16 protein-coding genes are annotated in these 16,689 nt (G+C 62.3%); 10 read left to right on the top strand and 6 right to left on the bottom strand.

Features of this window, described 5'->3' with window-relative positions:
- The first annotated feature begins 3 nt into the window (after window positions 1-3).
- Window positions 4-2,091, top strand: coding sequence for a hypothetical protein (locus AC0L2Y_RS20290; RefSeq protein ID WP_473558986.1), 2,088 nt, complete (start codon window positions 4-6; stop codon window positions 2,089-2,091).
- Between the two features lie 171 nt (window positions 2,092-2,262).
- Here the strand turns inward: AC0L2Y_RS20290 and clpS are convergent, their stop codons facing one another.
- The 3 genes from clpS to AC0L2Y_RS20275 all read right to left on the bottom strand — a co-directional run bounded on the left by clpS (window position 2,263) and on the right by AC0L2Y_RS20275 (window position 3,420).
- Window positions 2,263-2,568: an ATP-dependent Clp protease adapter ClpS gene (clpS, locus tag AC0L2Y_RS20285; RefSeq protein WP_023679498.1), complete on the bottom strand. Its 306-nt coding sequence runs from the start codon at window positions 2,566-2,568 to the stop codon at window positions 2,263-2,265.
- A 255-nt stretch (window positions 2,569-2,823) separates the two neighbouring features.
- Entirely contained in the window at window positions 2,824-3,039 is a 216-nt protein-coding gene (locus tag AC0L2Y_RS20280; protein ID WP_254819162.1) for a hypothetical protein, read from the bottom strand.
- 36 nt (window positions 3,040-3,075) lie between these two features.
- Window positions 3,076-3,420 carry a hypothetical protein gene (locus AC0L2Y_RS20275; protein WP_352489132.1) on the bottom strand — a complete coding sequence of 115 codons (345 nt, stop codon included), beginning with the start codon at window positions 3,418-3,420 and terminating at the stop codon, window positions 3,076-3,078.
- Between the two features lie 237 nt (window positions 3,421-3,657).
- Here AC0L2Y_RS20275 and AC0L2Y_RS20270 point away from each other — a divergent pair, with 237 nt between their 5' ends.
- A complete protein-coding gene (locus AC0L2Y_RS20270; RefSeq protein WP_254819161.1) occupies window positions 3,658-4,374 on the top strand; it encodes a response regulator in 717 nt (238 codons plus the stop codon).
- Window positions 4,371-5,780 (top strand): ATP-binding protein, encoded by a 1,410-nt coding sequence (locus AC0L2Y_RS20265; RefSeq protein WP_473558984.1) that lies wholly within the window; start codon window positions 4,371-4,373, stop codon window positions 5,778-5,780. Before AC0L2Y_RS20270 ends, AC0L2Y_RS20265 begins: the two co-directional genes overlap by 4 nt.
- Window positions 5,781-5,836: 56 nt before the next feature.
- Here the strand turns inward: AC0L2Y_RS20265 and choV are convergent, their stop codons facing one another.
- The 3 genes from choV to AC0L2Y_RS20250 all read right to left on the bottom strand — a co-directional run bounded on the left by choV (window position 5,837) and on the right by AC0L2Y_RS20250 (window position 8,922).
- On the bottom strand, window positions 5,837-7,018 hold the full coding sequence (gene choV, locus AC0L2Y_RS20260; protein ID WP_352466810.1) for a choline ABC transporter ATP-binding protein: 1,182 nt from the start codon (window positions 7,016-7,018) through the stop codon (window positions 5,837-5,839).
- A complete protein-coding gene (gene choW, locus AC0L2Y_RS20255) occupies window positions 7,015-7,869 on the bottom strand; it encodes a choline ABC transporter permease subunit (RefSeq protein ID WP_473558982.1) in 855 nt (284 codons plus the stop codon). The genes choV and choW overlap by 4 nt, the downstream gene beginning before the upstream one ends.
- Window positions 7,870-7,986: 117 nt before the next feature.
- Window positions 7,987-8,922 (bottom strand): choline ABC transporter substrate-binding protein, encoded by a 936-nt coding sequence (locus tag AC0L2Y_RS20250; RefSeq protein WP_473558980.1) that lies wholly within the window; start codon window positions 8,920-8,922, stop codon window positions 7,987-7,989.
- Window positions 8,923-9,158: 236 nt separating this feature from the next.
- Here AC0L2Y_RS20250 and AC0L2Y_RS20245 point away from each other — a divergent pair, with 236 nt between their 5' ends.
- The 7 genes from AC0L2Y_RS20245 (at window position 9,159) to AC0L2Y_RS20215 (ending at window position 16,674) form a co-directional block, all read left to right on the top strand.
- The gene (locus AC0L2Y_RS20245; RefSeq protein ID WP_352466807.1) at window positions 9,159-9,770 is read left to right on the top strand and encodes a thymidine kinase; all 612 of its coding nucleotides are present in this window, start codon (window positions 9,159-9,161) and stop codon (window positions 9,768-9,770) included.
- Window positions 9,771-9,908: 138 nt separating this feature from the next.
- The gene (locus tag AC0L2Y_RS20240; protein ID WP_473558978.1) at window positions 9,909-10,298 is read left to right on the top strand and encodes a c-type cytochrome; all 390 of its coding nucleotides are present in this window, start codon (window positions 9,909-9,911) and stop codon (window positions 10,296-10,298) included.
- Window positions 10,299-10,501: 203 nt separating this feature from the next.
- Window positions 10,502-11,590: a hypothetical protein gene (locus AC0L2Y_RS20235; protein ID WP_352450536.1), complete on the top strand. Its 1,089-nt coding sequence runs from the start codon at window positions 10,502-10,504 to the stop codon at window positions 11,588-11,590.
- A gap of 35 nt (window positions 11,591-11,625) precedes the next feature.
- On the top strand, window positions 11,626-12,771 hold the full coding sequence (locus AC0L2Y_RS20230; RefSeq protein WP_473558976.1) for a hypothetical protein: 1,146 nt from the start codon (window positions 11,626-11,628) through the stop codon (window positions 12,769-12,771).
- A 24-nt stretch (window positions 12,772-12,795) separates the two neighbouring features.
- Window positions 12,796-14,706: an AAA family ATPase gene (locus AC0L2Y_RS20225; RefSeq protein ID WP_473558974.1), complete on the top strand. Its 1,911-nt coding sequence runs from the start codon at window positions 12,796-12,798 to the stop codon at window positions 14,704-14,706.
- Between the two features lie 137 nt (window positions 14,707-14,843).
- A complete protein-coding gene (locus tag AC0L2Y_RS20220) occupies window positions 14,844-15,260 on the top strand; it encodes an endonuclease domain-containing protein (RefSeq protein WP_473558972.1) in 417 nt (138 codons plus the stop codon).
- A 109-nt stretch (window positions 15,261-15,369) separates the two neighbouring features.
- Window positions 15,370-16,674, top strand: a complete 1,305-nt coding sequence (locus AC0L2Y_RS20215; protein WP_473558970.1) for a DUF6638 family protein — start codon at window positions 15,370-15,372, stop codon at window positions 16,672-16,674.
- Window positions 16,675-16,689: the final 15 nt, after the last annotated feature.

Below are 16,689 nucleotides of genomic sequence, written 5' to 3'. Positions count from 1 at the left end.
ACCGTGAACTGGTCGCTCGCCTTCGAACCGCTCACCACCTGGCCGCTGCTCGCAGTGGTTCTGGTGCCGCTGCTGCTGCTGGCGCTGGTCGGCCTTTGGTTTCGCCAGCGCGGCGCGGTCTTCCGCCTGGCAGCCCTGATTGCCCTGGCTGCGGCGCTGCTCAATCCCGTGTTCCTCGACGAAGAACGCGAGCCGCTGAAAAGCATCGTCGCCGTCGTCGTCGATCGCAGCCAGAGCCAGGATATCGGCGACCGTACCAAGCAGACCGATGCGGCGTTGGCCGGGCTTCGGCAGCGTCTCGGCCGCTTCAAGCAGTTCGACGTTCGTGTCGTCGAAACCGGCAAGTCCGAAGCCGCCGACGAGCGCACCGAGACGCGGTTGTTTTCCTCACTCGAAAATGCTTTCCGCGACGTGCCGCCGTCGCGCATTGGCGGCGCCATCATGATCACCGATGGCGAGGTGCATGACGCGCCACCCGGCGCACCTGACTTCAATGCCCCGCTGCACGCGCTGATTACCGGCAACGAGCATGAGAAGGACCGCCGCATCCGCTTCGAGAATGCGCCGCGCTTCGGCCTCGTTGGCAAGCCGCTCGACATGACCTATCGCGTCATCGCCACCAACAACGAAACCGGTCCGGTCGATGTCCGCGTATCGGTCAACGGCGAGCAGGTATCGGTCGAGCACGCCAACATCGGCCAGGCGATGCCGCTGCAGGTGACGATTCCCAGCGCCGGGCGCAACATCGTCGAACTCGCCATCAACCACGAGCCGGGCGAACTCACCGACACCAACAACCGCGCCATCGCGCTGATCGACGGCATCCGCGAAAATCTGCGCGTGCTGCTTGTTTCCGGCGAACCGCATGCCGGCGAGCGCACCTGGCGCAATTTGCTGAAATCCGACGCTTCGGTCGACCTCGTGCACTTCACCATCCTGCGCCCGCCGGAAAAGCAGGACGGTACTCCGATCAACGAATTGTCGCTGATCGCCTTCCCGACGCGCGAGCTGTTCGTCGAGAAGATCAAGGATTTCGACCTGATCATCTTCGACCGCTATCAGCACCGCGACGTGCTGCCGATCCTCTATTACGACTATATCTCCGAATATGTCGAAAAGGGCGGCGCGCTGCTGATCGCGGCGGGCCCCGAATATGCCGGCGAAAGCTCGATCGCCCGCACGCCGCTGATGTCGGCGCTGCCGGCAATGCCGACCGGCGAAGTCATCGACAAGGCCTTCTATCCGCGCCTCACCGATACCGGCCAGCGTCATCCGGTAACGCGCGGGCTCGACGGCTCCGCCACCGAGCCGCCGCATTGGAGCCGCTGGTTCCGCACCATCGGCGTCGAGAACCCCGAGGGCGAGGTGGTGATGAAGGGCGCCGACAACCGGCCGCTGCTGCTGCTCGACCGCAAGGGCGAAGGCCGCGTCGGCATGCTTCTGTCCGACCAGGGCTGGCTGTGGGCGCGCGGCTTCGAGGGCGGTGGCCCGCACGTCCAGCTCTACCGGCGCATCGCCCACTGGCTGATGAAGGAGCCCGAACTCGAGGAAGAGCGGCTGACCGCCGACGGCCGCGGCATGGTGCTGGAAATCCGCCGCCAGACGATGAGCGACGACCCCGGCCCGGCGCAAGTCATCACGCCGTCCGGCAAGGCACTGATCGTCAGGCTCGAGAAATCCGAACCAGGCGTCTTCCTCGGCAGCGTCGAGACCAGCGAAATCGGTCTCTATCAGGTCGGCAATGGCGACCTGACGGCGTTGGCCCATGTCGGGCCGGTCAACGCGCCGGAATTCACCGACGTCGTCTCCACCGAGAACCGGCTCAAACCACCGGCTGAGGCAACCGGCGGCAGCGTTCGTCGGCTGGCGCCGGCCTCGGCGCTCGGCAATCTCACCAGCACGGTCACGCTGCCCTCAATCGTTCCGGTCCGTTCCTCGGGCGCAGCCTCAGGCAATGACTGGATCGGCCTGCGCACCACCGACGACAGCGTACTCAAGGCCGTCTCGCGCGTGCCGCTGTTCGGCGGCTTCCTCGGCCTCGGCCTGCTGCTTCTGGCGATGGGCTCGATGTGGTATCGCGAAGGGCGGTAGCGCGGCGGTCTATCCTTCTCCCCTTGTGGGAGAAGGTGGATTGGCGCGAAGCGCCAAGACGGTTGAGGGGTGCTGAACGGAACGCTGTCGGCGCCAAGCTGGAACACCCCTCATCCGACCGAGCTTCGCTCGGCCACCTTCTCCCACAAGGGGAGAAGGACAAACCGCCGCCTACTCCTCCGGCTCCGTCGTGAACATCAGCGGGTAGCCCTTGGCCTTGCCGGCATCGGTTGCCCGCGCCGCCTTGGTCTCGGCGACATCCCTGGTGAAGACGGCGACAACGCAGACGCCGCGCCGGTGCGCGGTGATCATTATCCTATGCGCCTGGTCTTCGCTGAGCTTGAACTCGGCCTTCAGCACCGTCACGACGAACTCGCGCGGCGTGAAATCGTCATTGACCAGGATGACCTTGTAGAGCTTCGGCCGTTCGACCTTCGGCTTCGTGCTGGTACGGGGTTTTGTCGTGATTTCAGGCATTGGACCGGCAATTGCGTACGACAGCTTTGCGGTCATTTTGACATGGGCAAAAGCGGTCGTCCATTCAACCGCGCGCGATCGGCTTCCCGGCGGGCGCAGTTCAAAAGTCCGTGCCTATGTGGGAACTGCCGTCTGGCGTTCAACTGGCAGTGTGGGCCGGGACTGGCCCTACTGTCCGCACGCCAACAAAGACGACCGCTCCAGGCAAATCGCAACTGGAGCGGTCTTCTCATGGGGTAGAAAGGTGTCGCTTGATCAGGCCTTCGGAGCTGCCTTGACCACGTGCTTCTTGTGCTTCTTCACGGTCTTCTTGGCAGCGACCTTCTTCACGGCCTTGGCCGGCGCAGCGGTCGTCGTTGTCGTCGCAGCCGGGGTAGTGGTCGCGGCATTGGCGCTGCTGGCGCCGAGAACGGGCATCGAGACAGCCAGCGCGATGGCGAGACCGAGGGCGGAGAGGAGGGACTTTTTCATGGCTTCACTTCCTTTTTGTGCAGATCGGATTGAGTGTCACTGAACGGGATCGATCGGTGTCACTCCAAGCAGCTTCAAAGCGTTCGCGAGCATCCGGATTCCCTGTGCCTGTTTCTTGTTGGCGCAGAACCGGTTTCCCTTTCTTTGAAGTGCTTTCGCCGCGGTGACCTGCGTTGCCGCGGCATGGGTTTCGAGGGCTTCGTCAAACTGGCGGTTCAGATCGATGCAACGCTCGCTGCGGGTGGTCGCCACCTTTGCATCGGCCGCCTTTGCATTGGCCACCTTTGCATCGGCCAGTTTTGCATCGGCTTGTTCAACCGCGGCCGTGACGAGCGAAATGGAAAGCAACGCACCCATCAGACTGATCGCGAACCTTTGCATTGGTCTATCCGTAATCCCGTAACGCGTGTCGCAGCCGATGACCTGACCGCCACGGCACCACTTATGCCTTTGATTTTTTTCGGCAGTTTTTCCGGATTGTAGAATTTTGTTTCTGGATTGTTTCTGGGCAGCCCGGATCGGGCCGCCGATCTCCACTGGCCAACTTATGGCCTGAATTCTATCGTCTGGCTGACGGCCGAAGCACCGCTTGGGCGATCCACAAATGACAGGTTCCCTGTGAAATCCGACCCCCACATACTGATCGTCGACGACGACAAGGGCATTCGCGACCTGCTTCAGGAATTCTTCCAGAAGCGAGGGCTGCATACATCGGTCGCCGCCGACGGCACCGAGATGGAGACCGTCCTGCGCCGCGCCCAGGTCGACCTGATCGTCCTGGACGTCATGCTGCCCGGCAAGAGCGGGCTGGAGCTCTGCCGCGAGTTGCGCGCCAATTATTCGACGCCGATCATCATGCTGACCGCGGTTACCGAAACTACCGACCGCGTCGTCGGCCTGGAGATGGGCGCCGACGACTACGTGCCGAAACCCTTCGATCCGCGCGAGCTGCTCGCCCGCATCCGTGCCGTCTTGAGGCGCAATGGCGCCGCCGAACCGCGACGCGCCGCCTCGCGGCAGATCTACCATTTCGCCGGCTGGACGATGGACTGTTCGCGCCGCCGGCTGATGGCGCCCGGCGACGTCAGGATCGAGCTGACGATGGCCGAATTCAATCTCCTGCAGACCTTCGTCAAGAGCGCGCAGCGCGTACTGAGCCGCGAGCAGCTGATCGAGCTGTCCGGCGGCGACAGCGGCTACAGCTTCGACCGCAGCGTCGACATTCTGGTCAGCCGGCTGCGGCGCAAGATGGAGGACGACCCGAAAACGCCGAAGCTGATCCTGACCGTGCGCAGCGGCGGCTATCAGTTCCTGCCTGAGACGACCTCCGAATGAGACGCATCCTGCCGCAAACGCTGCCGGTCTGGGTGCTGCTCATCGTCATCGCCGGCCTGCTGATCAGCCAGATCGCGACCCTTTACATCGTTTCGCGCGACCGTGCCGCCGCCAATGACGTCGTCGATCTCTACCGGCTCAACGACCGCGCCTTCTCACTGGTACAGCTGATGCATGACGCTACGCCGGAACAGCGCAAGGCGACGGCCTCCGGCCTGTTCAACGCCACTTATGCGCTCACCGTTTCCAACACGCCCGCTGTTACTTCCTCGATAGCCGGCGACGACGAACTGGCCGAATTGGAAGACATATTGGTCGGCCGGCTATCGAAGTTCGGCATCACCGACGCGCGGGTCCGCCGCGACCCTGCAACGCACGAAGCCGACGCTCCCGGTGGGACGGTCGCCGGTCCCGATATCGGCCAGGTCGAGCGCGACCTGCTGGTGCTGGCGGCCGATTTCGCCCAGAGCGACAAGCTGACCGCCTCGCTTCGCTTTGCCGACGGCCAATGGCTGAACTTCACCGAGCCGAACACACCGGCTGGGCCGATACTGAGCTTCGACAGCCTGCCGCTCTATGCCTTGATCGCCGGGCTGGTGGTAGCTTCCTCGATCTGGTCGCTGCGCCGGCTGACGGCGCCCTACCGGATGATGGAGACCGCGGTGAAGCGGATCGGCAAGGACCTGAAGAGCCCGCCGATCGCCGAGAGCGGCAGCCGCGAGGTGCGTACCGCGGCAAAGGCGGTCAATGCCATGCAGGCGAGGCTGCGCGCCTATGTCGAGGACCGCGAGCATCTTGCGGCCGCACTGGCGCACGACCTGCGCACGCCGCTGACCAGGATGCGGCTGCGCCTCGAACTGCTGAGGAATTCGTCCGTGCGCGCCGCACTGGCGCACGACCTCGCCGACATCGAAGGTATTGCCAGCTCGGTTATCGACTTCGCCACTTTCGAGGTGACCGAGGAGAAGAGCGAGAGGATCGATTTCTGGTCGCTGGTGGAATCGATCGCCGACGGCTTCGACGAGGTCTCCTTCGACAATGACGATGCGCGCTCGCGCGGCCTGATCTGCGTCGCGCGGCCGGTCGCGCTCCGGCGCTGCGTCACCAACCTCGTCCAGAACGCGGTGACCTACGGCAAGAAGGCGCATCTCAGCCTGCGTCAATCGGGCAGGATCATCACGCTGGCGATCCATGACGAGGGTCCGGGCATACCGCAGGCCGAGCTCGACGCCGTGTTCGGCTCGTTCGTGCGCCTGGAACAATCGCGCAACCGCCAGACCGGCGGCCTCGGCCTCGGCTTGACCATCGCCCGCAACATCGCCCGTAGCGCCGGCGGCGAAGTCAGCCTGTCCAACCATCCCGATGGCGGCCTGCTGACCGAGCTGCGCCTGCCGCTGGCGGTTTAGCTTGCGGTATCGGGCTAAGCCGACGTTTGGTCTTGGTTCTCTCCCAAGGAGAAAAACTATCTTCGCAGCACCGCGCTCAGCACATCCCTGACGCCGATGGCGCCGACGAAGCGTGACTGGTCGTCGAACAGCGCCACCGGTGCGGTCTGCGAGCGATGCATGGCCAGCATCACGGTTTTCAGCGACGTGCCGGGATTGGCCCAGAATACCTGCGCCGTCTCCTCCGGCTGGGCTTCGACATCGGCGCAGGACACCCATACCGCCGGCTTGCCGTCGCGCTCGGCCGCCGCCACCAGCCCGTGTTCGTCGATCTTGAAACGCGTCGTCTTGCGCCGGTCGAGCCACACCCAGCCGTTCTCGCCGTGCTCGAGGTCGCGGCGGTCGCGCATGACGTTCCAGGCGGTCAGCACCGAGAGCGGGTTCACATTGGCGATGAAGTCGCGGACATAGTCGTTGGCGGGCCGCAGCACGATGTCTTCCGGCGCACCGGTCTGCACGATGCGCCCGCCCTCCATGATGGTGATATGGGTGCCGATCTTCAGCGCCTCCTCGAGGTCGTGGCTGACGAAGATAATGGTCTTCTTCAGCTCGGCCTGGAGCTGCAGCAACTCGTCCTGCAGCTTGGTCCGGATCAGCGGATCGAGCGCCGAGAACGGCTCGTCCATCAACAGGATCGGCGCCTCGGTGGCAAAGGCGCGCGCCAGGCCGACGCGCTGCTGCATGCCGCCGGAAAGCTCATGCGCATACTTTTTCGACCACTGGTCGAGATGGACCAGCTTCAGCTGCCTGTTCACCCGCTCCTTGCGCTCGGCTTCGGGTACCCCGGCGAGCTCGAGGCCAAGGCCGACATTCTCCTCCACGGTGCGCCACGGCAGCAGGCCGAACTGCTGGAACACCATCGCCACCTGCTTCTGCCGCAGCCGACGAAGCGTCGCCTCGTCGCAGGTGACGACGTCGACCGTACCGTCGCCGTCCTTGACCAGCACCTGACCGCGCGAGACGACGTTCAGCCGGTTGACGGCTCTGAGCAGCGTCGATTTGCCGGAGCCGGAAAGCCCCATCAGCACCGAGATCTCGCCCTCGTTCACGGTGAGGCTGGCGCCGGCGCAGCCCAGCACGTTGCCCGTCTGTTCGAGGATCTCGGCTCGGGTGGCACCACTGTCGATCAGCGCCAGCGAGCCTGCCTGGTCGGCGCCGAAGACGATGTCGACATTCCTGAAATCGACGGCGACGGTCATTTCTTGCCTCCCACGCCGATGCGCGTCATCCGGTCGAGCACGATGGCGAGCACGACGATGGCCAACCCTGCCTCAAGCCCGAGGTCGATCCTGCGCGACCCGAGCGCCCGGTTGATTTCCGTACCGAGGCCGCCGGCGCCGATCAGCGCGGCGAACACCACCATCGACAGCGACAGCATGATCGACTGGGTCAGCCCGGCCATGATGGTCGGCAGCGCCGAAGGCAGCTCGACCTTCCACAGCAGCTGGCGCTTGGTGGCGCCGAACGCCTCACCCGCCTCGACGATCGATTTCGGCACCGAGATGACGCCGAGATGGGTGAGCCGAACCGAGGTCGGAATGACGAAGATGATGGTGACGATCAGGCCGGGCGCGTTGCCGAGGCCGAACAGGGTCAGCACCGGGATCAGGTAGACGAAGGTCGGCAGCGTCTGCATCAGGTCGAGCACCGGCAGCATGACGCGATAGACTTTCGGCTTGTGCGCGGCCCAGATGCCGAGCGGCACGCCGATAGCCATCGAGACGGCGGCCGCGGCAACGACCAGCACCAGCGTCTCCACCGTCTGCTTCCACAGGTTCTGGTTCAGAATGAACAGCAATCCGATGAACACCGCGAGGGCCAGGCCTTTCGAACGCTGCAGGAAATAGGCGAGCAAAGCGATCAGGGCGATCAGCAGAACCGGCGGCAGCAACAGCAGTCCGTCGACGATGCCGTCGAGCAGAAAGTTGAGGCTGTTGGAAAAAGCCCTGAAGACGGTGTCGAAATTGTCGGTGAGAAAGCCGAAAAACGCCTTCCCCCACGCCCCAATGGGGATCTTGTAGCTGACCAGGAATTTGGAGATCGGATCCATCTAGCCCCTCTTCTGCCGGCGCCGTCCTTGCCGGACGGTCATCTTGTCACAGGATATGAAAAAGGGCAGCCATTTCTACCGTGGCTGCCCCTTGTCTCGTCATGCCAGATGGTCGGGTCAGCTTCCGAGCGCTGTTTTCACCGCTGCCGCCGCATCGCCGCCGTCGAAGGTGGTGATGCCGGCGATCCAGGGAGCGACCGCGTCCGGGTGCTTCTTCAACCAGTCGGTGGCGACCGTATTGGCGTCGCCGCCCTTCAGGATCGCGTCCATCATCTCGCCTTCCATGTCCAGGTTGAACTTCAGGTTGGCGATGAACTTGCCGGCATTGGGGCATTCGCTCATGTAGCCCTTGCGCACATTGGTATGCACGGTGGCAGCGCCAAAGCCGCTATCGCCCATCCCCTCGAGATAGGTGATCTTCATGGCGCCCATCACCGGATGCGGCGTCCAGCCGAGGAAGGCGATCCATTCATTGTTCTTCATCGACTGCTCGGCCTGGGTGAGCATGCCGGCCTCGGAAGATTCGACCAGTTCGAAGCCTTCGAGATTGGTCTTCGGATCCTTGATCATATCGAGGATGATGCGGTTGCCGTCATTGCCGGCCTCGATACCGTAGATCTTGCCGTCGAACTTGTCCTTGAACTTGCCGAGATCGGTCAGCGTCTTGACACCGGCATCGGCGACATAGGTCGGGACCACGATGCCGTAGCCGGCACCGCTGAGGTTTTCGCTGACGGTCTCGACCGAGCCTTCGGCGGTGTAGTCCTTGATGTCGTTGGTCATCGACGGCATCCAGTTTCCAAGAAACACGTCGAGGTCTTTGTTCTTCAGGGACGCATAGGTCACCGGCACCGAAAGCTGGATCACCTGCGGCTCGTAGCCGAGCGCCGTGAGCAGCACCGAGGCGACGCCGGTGGTCGCCTGGATGTCGGTCCAGCCGACATCGGACAGCCGCACCGTCTTGCAGCTTTCCGGATCGCCGGCAAATGCCCCAGTCGTGGATAGAAAAGCCGCCAGGCCGAGGCCGGCGACGAATGAACTCATACGCGACATGAAAATTCTCCCATTTCAGTTCTCGGTGAAGTGAAGCGACGGTTTTATCTCCGCCTTGTCACGTCAGCCAAACATCATTCTGCTGCGGTTTCAAGCACTAAGGCAATCACGAACAACGGCGCGGGCTGGCCGATCAGCGACACGCCCGCCGCTTTCCGGATGGAAGTCGCCTTTTCCCGGTGGAATGTAGGCTCTCCCCCTCCCCGCTTTGTTGCAACTCGGCTTAAAAGGACGGCATGGCCAAGCTGTACTTCCATTATGCGACGATGAATGCCGGCAAGACGACGATGCTGTTGCAGGCCTCGTACAATTACCGCGAGCGCGGCATGACGACGATGCTGTTCATCGCCGGCCACTACCGCAAGGGCGATACCGGGCTGATCTCGTCGCGCATTGGCCTGGAGACGGAAGCCGAGATGTTCCGGGACGGCGACGATCTGTTTGCCCGGGTCGCCGAGCATCACGACCACGCCACGGTCCATTGCGTCTTCGTCGACGAGGCGCAATTCCTGGAAGAGGAGCAAGTCTGGCAACTCGCCCGCATCGCCGACCGGCTCAACATCCCTGTCATGTGCTACGGCCTGCGCACCGATTTCCAGGGCAAGCTGTTTTCCGGCTCGCGCGCCCTGCTGGCGATCGCCGACGACCTGCGCGAGGTGCGCACCATCTGCCGTTGCGGCCGCAAGGCGACGATGGTGGTGCGCCTCGGCGCCGACGGCAAGGTGGCGAAACAGGGCGAACAGGTGGCGATCGGCAAGGATGTCTATGTCTCGCTCTGCCGCCGCCATTGGGAAGAAGAAATGGGCCGCGCCGTGCCCGACGATTTCATCGGCTTCACCAAAACCTGACCAGCGCTATTTGTTTCATCCGGCCTTGACTTGGCGCACGCCGAACAGCTTGAAACAGCAATCGTTTCCGCCATCATGCGGCGTTTGTTAAGCGTGCCGCCTATTTTGATCCGCAGCCAGAGCCGTCGGGGAGTTCTCATGCTTCGAGCCATTTCGTCTGCCGCTGCTTTCCTCATCGCCGGCGCTCTTGCCGCGCATGCCGACGGCGATGCTGCTCTCGGCAAGAAAGTCTTCAACAGATGCATGGCCTGTCACGAGGCAACGAGCGACCGCGACAAGGTCGGCCCGCATCTGCTGGGTGTCGTCGGCCGCACCGCCGGCACCGCGGACAGCTATCTCGGCCGCTACTCGCAGGGGATGAAGGACGCCGGCGCCACCGGCCTGGTCTGGGACGAAGCAAACCTTGCCGAATACCTGCGCGCGCCGCGGCAGAAGGTCCCCGGCAACAAAATGGCCTTCTCCGGCCTGACCAGCGACGACGACATCGCCAACGTCATCGCCTACCTCAAGGCCGATCCCAAGCCCTGAGCGTCGCTCCCGAGCATGGTTGAAGCGGTGTCTGACCGGACGGCAGTTACACCGTAATCATTGCCTGACTATCCTGCGGTCGGCCTCCTGAAATTCTTTTGTTTTCCTGTAATCCCATGTCTTCCGTCTTTCATTCGCCAAACCCGGCACATATATTCGCGGCGGTTTGCGAAACGAAACCGATGCCGAAGCGGGAGGCCCCAATGGCGACATTGCAGAATTTCGATGCCGAGATTGCCAAGACCAAGCAGGTCGTGGAGGACATGCGCACCAAGATCGAGCAGTCCGGTACCGTGCTCGACACGCTCGCCACCGCCGACAAGAAGATCGGGGACGCCAATTTCGATATCGAGAATGCCCGCATCGAGGATGTGCTGAAGCAGCAGAAGGTGATGGAAGGCAATATTGCCGACCTGATCATCGGCCTCGAGGACGCCACCAACGTCTTCGGCGCCGAATTCGAGAGCATGAAGAACTACACCGGCTGGGAAAATTTCGTCGGTGTCTTCTCCAGCCAGCGCAAGCAGCGCCTGCGCACCGACCGCGTCCGCAACATGTCGCTGGCCGGCAATTTGCAGGAGCTGCTGGCGAAATCCGACACCATCGTCGGCATCCTCAAGGCGCAGAAGCAGGTTCTCGACACCCGCTACAAGACCTCCGAGGCCAGCCTGTCGCAGGTGATCGAGCGCCGCAAGACCACCATGTCCAATCTCGAGACCGTGCAGAAGCGCATCGAGGAACTCAACCCGATGCTGCTCGACATCGAGAACAAGATCGCCGCCTCGACCAGCCAGAAGGAGCGCACGCAGCTTGAAGGCGAACGCTCGAAACTGGCCACGGAATACAACGAGAAGCAAGCCAAGGAGCAGGAATTGCTGGCCGAAAGCCAGACGCTGGAGCGCTATACCTCGATGTTCCAGACCTTCGTCGATTCGCTCAACAACCAGATCGCGGCGCAATCGACGCTGATCAACAAACTGACCATCGATACCGAGCAGCGCATCGTACTGTACAAGGCGCTGGAAGATTCGCTGAAGACCGCCGCCCAGCAGGATGTCGCCCACAAGATCAACACGCTGGGCAGCCAGGTCGACAACACCGCCGAAGAGACCATGGCCGGCATCGGTGCCGCCTCGCAAAAGCACATCGGCGATCTGCTTGAAATGCATGAGAAGAACATGGTCGCCACCGCCGACATCCAGCGCCGCAAGAAGCTCGCCGACGATGCCTTCGCCCGCCGCTTCGACGATGTGATGAAGAAGCACAATTCGGCAAATTACGTTCAGTCGTAATTGCTGCACGTGCACTGCTTCCAAGGGCTGGCAGCATGACCCCCGAAAACGAAGCCGCGGCGCGCTATTTCTCGGCGATCGCGGCGGCACTTGGCGGCCTCGAAGTGTTCATGCGCGACGATCGCTCGCCGCTCTACCGGCACGGCATCGTCGCCAAGGTCGTCGCCGAATATATTGCGCGGCTCGACAAGTCGTTCTCGTGCTGGCGCAACCGGCTGGGCTTCACCGAGACGTTCCGCATCTCGCGCGCCGAAAGCGGTTTCCCGGTCTTCCAGAACCTGCTGGAGCTGGAAAACGACCGGCTCCAGGCTGATGCGCGCCTCGCCAATCTCCCGCTGGCCGACGAGCTGCGCGAGGAAATGGCGGACTTCATCCTGCGCCACAAGGAATTCCCCGAAGCGCTGCAGAAGTCGATGGCCGAGCGGCTTTACCTCGAGGACGTCAAGAGCGAGACCCCCTTCGGCCCGTTCACCCTGGCCCAGACGGTCAAGGTGTCGGTCAATCCGAAGACGTTGCGGCCCTATTATCTGGTCCACTGGGCCTGCTTCGACGGCAGCGCCAACCTGCCGCTTGTCTATATGGTGACGGTCGAGGATTCCTCGGACGACATGATCCGGCAGCTTGTCGACTCCAGTGGCAAACTTAATGAGAGGGTCGACATTCCGCTGCCGGTCGACGGCTTGCTCAATCCCGAGCTTGCCCACCGTTTCGACGATTTCACCGAGAAGAATTCCGCCTACGCGCTGTCGCCGGCGACCATCGCGGTCAACCTCGACAAGGATTTCGAGCCGCTGCATCCCAAGCAGCTGCGTCGCGTCGTGCTCGGCCCGTTCTATTCTGCAGGGATTACCGACAACAATTCGACGGTGAGCGAAGTGCTGGCCAAGGTGCGCAAGCCGGAAAACGCCTGGCTGCTGACCTGGACCATCCAGGAGGTCTTTTCCAAGGCCGAAAAGCCAGGCCGCAAGGGGCTGTTTTCGAGCGAAAAGACGACGCAGGAATTCTTCATCAATACCGACGATCTCGAGGCCGCGCGGCAAGGCGTGTCGAGCTATGAGAACCATGCGCTGATCCCGCACGAGGCTTATCAGGCGCTCTATGCCGCCGGCGAGGCGCAGAAGATCTTTTCCGGCTACAAGGTCCACATCCTGTCCAAAGGGCAGGTCATCAGCGACGTCTGACCGTCAAATCGCGGAGCATCCTCCATGGACACCGGCCTGACCACCATCCCGGAAGCGGCAATTGAAAAGCACCGTGCCACTGCGCAAAGTTTCATCACTCGCATCGTCGTGCTGGAAGACCCATCGCGCGAGTCCGGCACCGCGCTTGCCGGTACCAACCGCCGCTTCGTCTCCACCGTCTCGGTCGGCTCGGTTCGCCGCACACATGAGGTCGAGCTCGCCAAAACCGTCGCCGCCGTCCATTCCGACGACCAGTTGCTGACCATCCCGCAGCACACGTTGTTGTTTCGCGCCCGGCGCGGCACAGCGATAGCGCTGGCCATATCGGATGTCTTCGCCGAGGGCTCGGACCTCGAAAGCCTGCAGGCGAAAAATGCCCGCGCGCCGCTCGAAGGCGATGAAGCTGCCACCTTCAAGAAGCTGCTGTCGGCCTCTGCCTACATCTCCGCCTTCAGCCTTGCCTCCTATCTGTTCCAGCTGATCGACAGCGACGGCGAGGCGCCGAACGACACGCCCGAGCCGGACTTTCTGTTCGACACGCCACAGGATGCGATGAAGTCGATCGTAGCCGGGCTCGACAGGGCGATAGCAGGTTCGAAGGACGATGCCGACCTGATGACCCGCGCCCGCGCCTTTGCCCGCGTCGCCATCGACGGGCTGTTGGCGCGAAAGAGCCGCTTCGACGGCATCGGCCCGTTCGAGAACGCGCATATCCGCATCGACGTCGACGATTTCATCCTTGACGGTTTCGACGTCGCGCCGGGTAAGCGGGCAAAGCCGCTGGTGATGACCTTCAAAAAACCGGAAGAGGTCGTCGGCAACCACATCGCCAAATACCAGTCGGTCAAGCTTGCCAAGATGCTGATGGCGTACGATTTCGAGCGTGAGCTGAACCCATTCGTCGAGCTCGGCGGCTTCCTGTTCACCTTTATCGGCGATGGCGCGCCCGGCACCGGCAAGACAACGTTGATCCAGATGATCGCCGGCCTTCTCAATGGTTATTGCCAGGTCGCCGGCTATCCCTTCGCCTACGAGAATTTCGGCGTCGACCAGATCTCGTCCTACCAGGGCAAGTCCGGCCAGAACTGCCGCCAGTTCATCAACAATGTGCTGAACCCACGCGTCATCGGCTTCGGCACCATCGACGATATCGACCAGGTCGCCGCACGCCGCTCAGACGACCGCGCCTCCGCCGGCCAGCAGGAAATCACCGGCGTGCTTATGGACGCCTTTGGAGGTGCGGCGACCGTGGTGCGCGGCAACTGCTCGTTCGGCATGTTTTCCAACTATCCCGAAAACGTCGACGACGCGCTACGGCAGCGCGCCGGCGCCCGCTGGCTGGTCGACGGCCCGCAGAGCCGCGACGACTACATTGACATCTTCGTCCTGCTCGCCGGCAAGAACCACAAGATCCCGCTCGGCGACCACAAGCTTTATGCGGCGCAAGAGATCCAGCGCGCGGTGATGGAAGCTTACGAGGAGCATGAGAAGCCGCAGGAAGACGGGTTGATGAAGGTCTATGAGCGCTACATGAAGGAGAACGGCGCGCCAAAGACGATGGCCGACATCGGCACCTATCTGCATATGATCAAGGATGCCGAGCCGCGCTTTACCGGCCGCGCCATCAAGAACGTCACCGACGCCATCAAGATGCGCGCCATGGACATCGAATTGCCGGACGAGTGGTTCGAAAAGCCGGAAGCCTTCATGCACAAGGGTTACGACGACAAGAAAGCGATGATCGAGGAGCTGCGCGGGCCGTTCTCGATGGATATGGTCATGCAGGAGATCAACCGCTACGCGGATTCCGAATTCCGCTACTCCGACAAGTCCGACGATGCGGCGGTGACCAAGATGATCCGCGACACCCGCCTGCGGGAGCGTGCCGTGCGCGAGATCGAGGAGATGAAGAAGAAAGGGCTGTGGAATGCGTGATCTTCCTTCTCGCCGGATAACACTGTTTCCGGTGCGATGCATAAGCTCCCACAGCAACGCTGAAAGACGTGGCTCAAACGCTGACGCCCCCCTCTCCCCGTTCTTCACGGGGAGAGGGTAAGGGTGAGGGGCAGCGCATGCGTGGGCCAGAAATAGACACAACCAAGCGCGCAAGGCGCCTGCGTCAATCCGACAACGATGCAGAAACCGCGCTCTGGATGGAGTTGCGCGACCGCAGGCTGAACGGCCATAAATTCGTACGGCAATTGCCGATAGGCTCTTACTTCGTCGATTTCGCCCGCAGAGACTGCCAGCTCGTCGTCGAAGTCGATGGCAGTCAGCATGTCGGCAGCCAATATGATCGAATCCGGGATCGCTTCATTGTCTCCGATGGCTGGTCCATCCTTCGCTTTTGGAATGTAGACGTATTGAAGGAGCGGGAAGCCGTCCTTGAAACAGTAGTGGCTGCGATTGAAGGGCGCCTCGAACGCCATATCGAAACGCATGATCTTCGATTTGTCGCCGCCAAAGGCTATGGAGAGACATGTCCTTGACCGTTTGCGCTGCCCCTCACCCTTACCCTCTCCCCGTGAAGAACGGGGAGAGGGGGGCGTCAGCGTTGGAGCTCGGTCACCCAGCGCAAGATCGGTTGGGACTACGCGCATGAGCCCCGCCAAGAAGCCCGATCTGTTGCGCGACAACGAGCTGATCTACGGCCGGCTGCTGACGATCGACGAGCCGCATCTGATCCAGCGCTACAACAAGGCGATGGTCGCGTTCGGCTTGAGGCCGACCAGATTGAAAAGCTTCGAGATCGACCGCACCGGCTTTTCGCCGCAGGTCGCCGAGGAATGCGGCGACTACAGCTACCTCGATCCGAACGAGGTCAACCGCCGCTTCATCATCCTGACGCCGTCGCAGATCGACCTGCCGGTGGTGCACACGGCTTTTTCCAACACCTCGCTGCTGATGTACGAATTCATGTCCAAGAACCAGCGTGCCATCGATGCGCTGACGATCAAGGACGTCATCTATGGCGAGATCGAGGATTCGGTCCCCAAGGTCGACGACATCGAGGACCTGCTGTCGATCAACCAGGTCGAATTCAAGGTGCTGTCGGCGGAGGACGTGCTCGGCAAGGCCGCCGAACTCGGCAAGCTGGTCGACCGGCTGAAGCAGGAGCCGGATGCCTGGCGTGACAACGCCATGCTGGCCCACATGGTCGAGCTGGCGAAGATCTGCGGCGACATCCGCGAGAATGCGCTGGTGCCGGACCAGGTGATCTTCCGCCACAACGCCTATTGGACCAGCCATTTCGGCGGGCTCTATGTGTTTGTCGATCCCGACGTGACGACGGTGATCAGCGACCCGGCGGCGCCGGGCTTCCGCCGCTCGCGACCATGGCAGGTGAGTTACCTTTCGATCCACGACGCCGACAAGGTATTCAAGTTCCTCGCCTCGACCGGCCGCATCGAGCTGCCGCGCGCCTCATGGATCGAAACCTCCGGTTATCTCGAGCATCGCGCCGAAATGGTGGTGCGCGCGCTGATCCGCGACGCCGATCCCGAGCGCAATCTGACCGACGTCGACAAGGTCTGGCTGCAGACCTGGATCCACGGCCATACCGATCTGATTACCAGGGACGGCAATTTTCCCTTCCTCAACGCCGCCAAGCGCGAGATCGCCCAGCTCGGCCATCTCAAGATCGAGGACGTGTTCCCGCAGCAGCGCTTCCTGGTCATCCGCGCCAAGCCGGACCATCCCGACGCCTGGCTGACCAACCAGCTGATCTCGGACTTCGTGCCGCAGGACTTCGTCTCGCGTTACGTCTTCAACAAGCCGGGCTTCTACAGGGATTATGAAGGCTTCAGCGACGCCTGGAGATCGCATGTTGTGGACGTTCTGAAAACCACATATCTGAAGGACAAGGTGGCGTTTCGCACACGCCTCTACGGCTTGACTGACTGAGGGGGTGATATCGCC

It is taken from the genome of Mesorhizobium sp. WSM4830, assembly GCF_055811495.1.
Note: the sequence above shows the minus strand (reverse complement) of the source record. Positions and strands in the feature narration are given on the sequence as shown.

What these genes read in the sequence shown, in the direction of transcription:
- clpS (WP_023679498.1), bottom strand. Translation starts at nt 2,568, where the DNA reads ATGCCTGAAATCACGACAAAACCCCGTACCAGCACGAAGCCGAAGGTC.
- AC0L2Y_RS20280 (WP_254819162.1), bottom strand. Translation starts at nt 3,039, where the DNA reads ATGAAAAAGTCCCTCCTCTCCGCCCTCGGTCTCGCCATCGCGCTGGCT.
- AC0L2Y_RS20275 (WP_352489132.1), bottom strand. Translation starts at nt 3,420, where the DNA reads ATGCAAAGGTTCGCGATCAGTCTGATGGGTGCGTTGCTTTCCATTTCG.
- AC0L2Y_RS20265 (WP_473558984.1), top strand. Translation starts at nt 4,371, where the DNA reads ATGAGACGCATCCTGCCGCAAACGCTGCCGGTCTGGGTGCTGCTCATC.
- choV (WP_352466810.1), bottom strand. Translation starts at nt 7,018, where the DNA reads ATGACCGTCGCCGTCGATTTCAGGAATGTCGACATCGTCTTCGGCGCC.
- choW (WP_473558982.1), bottom strand. Translation starts at nt 7,869, where the DNA reads ATGGATCCGATCTCCAAATTCCTGGTCAGCTACAAGATCCCCATTGGG.
- AC0L2Y_RS20250 (WP_473558980.1), bottom strand. Translation starts at nt 8,922, where the DNA reads ATGTCGCGTATGAGTTCATTCGTCGCCGGCCTCGGCCTGGCGGCTTTT.
- AC0L2Y_RS20245 (WP_352466807.1), top strand. Translation starts at nt 9,159, where the DNA reads ATGGCCAAGCTGTACTTCCATTATGCGACGATGAATGCCGGCAAGACG.
- AC0L2Y_RS20240 (WP_473558978.1), top strand. Translation starts at nt 9,909, where the DNA reads ATGCTTCGAGCCATTTCGTCTGCCGCTGCTTTCCTCATCGCCGGCGCT.
- AC0L2Y_RS20235 (WP_352450536.1), top strand. Translation starts at nt 10,502, where the DNA reads ATGGCGACATTGCAGAATTTCGATGCCGAGATTGCCAAGACCAAGCAG.
- AC0L2Y_RS20230 (WP_473558976.1), top strand. Translation starts at nt 11,626, where the DNA reads ATGACCCCCGAAAACGAAGCCGCGGCGCGCTATTTCTCGGCGATCGCG.
- AC0L2Y_RS20225 (WP_473558974.1), top strand. Translation starts at nt 12,796, where the DNA reads ATGGACACCGGCCTGACCACCATCCCGGAAGCGGCAATTGAAAAGCAC.
- AC0L2Y_RS20220 (WP_473558972.1), top strand. Translation starts at nt 14,844, where the DNA reads ATGCGTGGGCCAGAAATAGACACAACCAAGCGCGCAAGGCGCCTGCGT.
- AC0L2Y_RS20215 (WP_473558970.1), top strand. Translation starts at nt 15,370, where the DNA reads ATGAGCCCCGCCAAGAAGCCCGATCTGTTGCGCGACAACGAGCTGATC.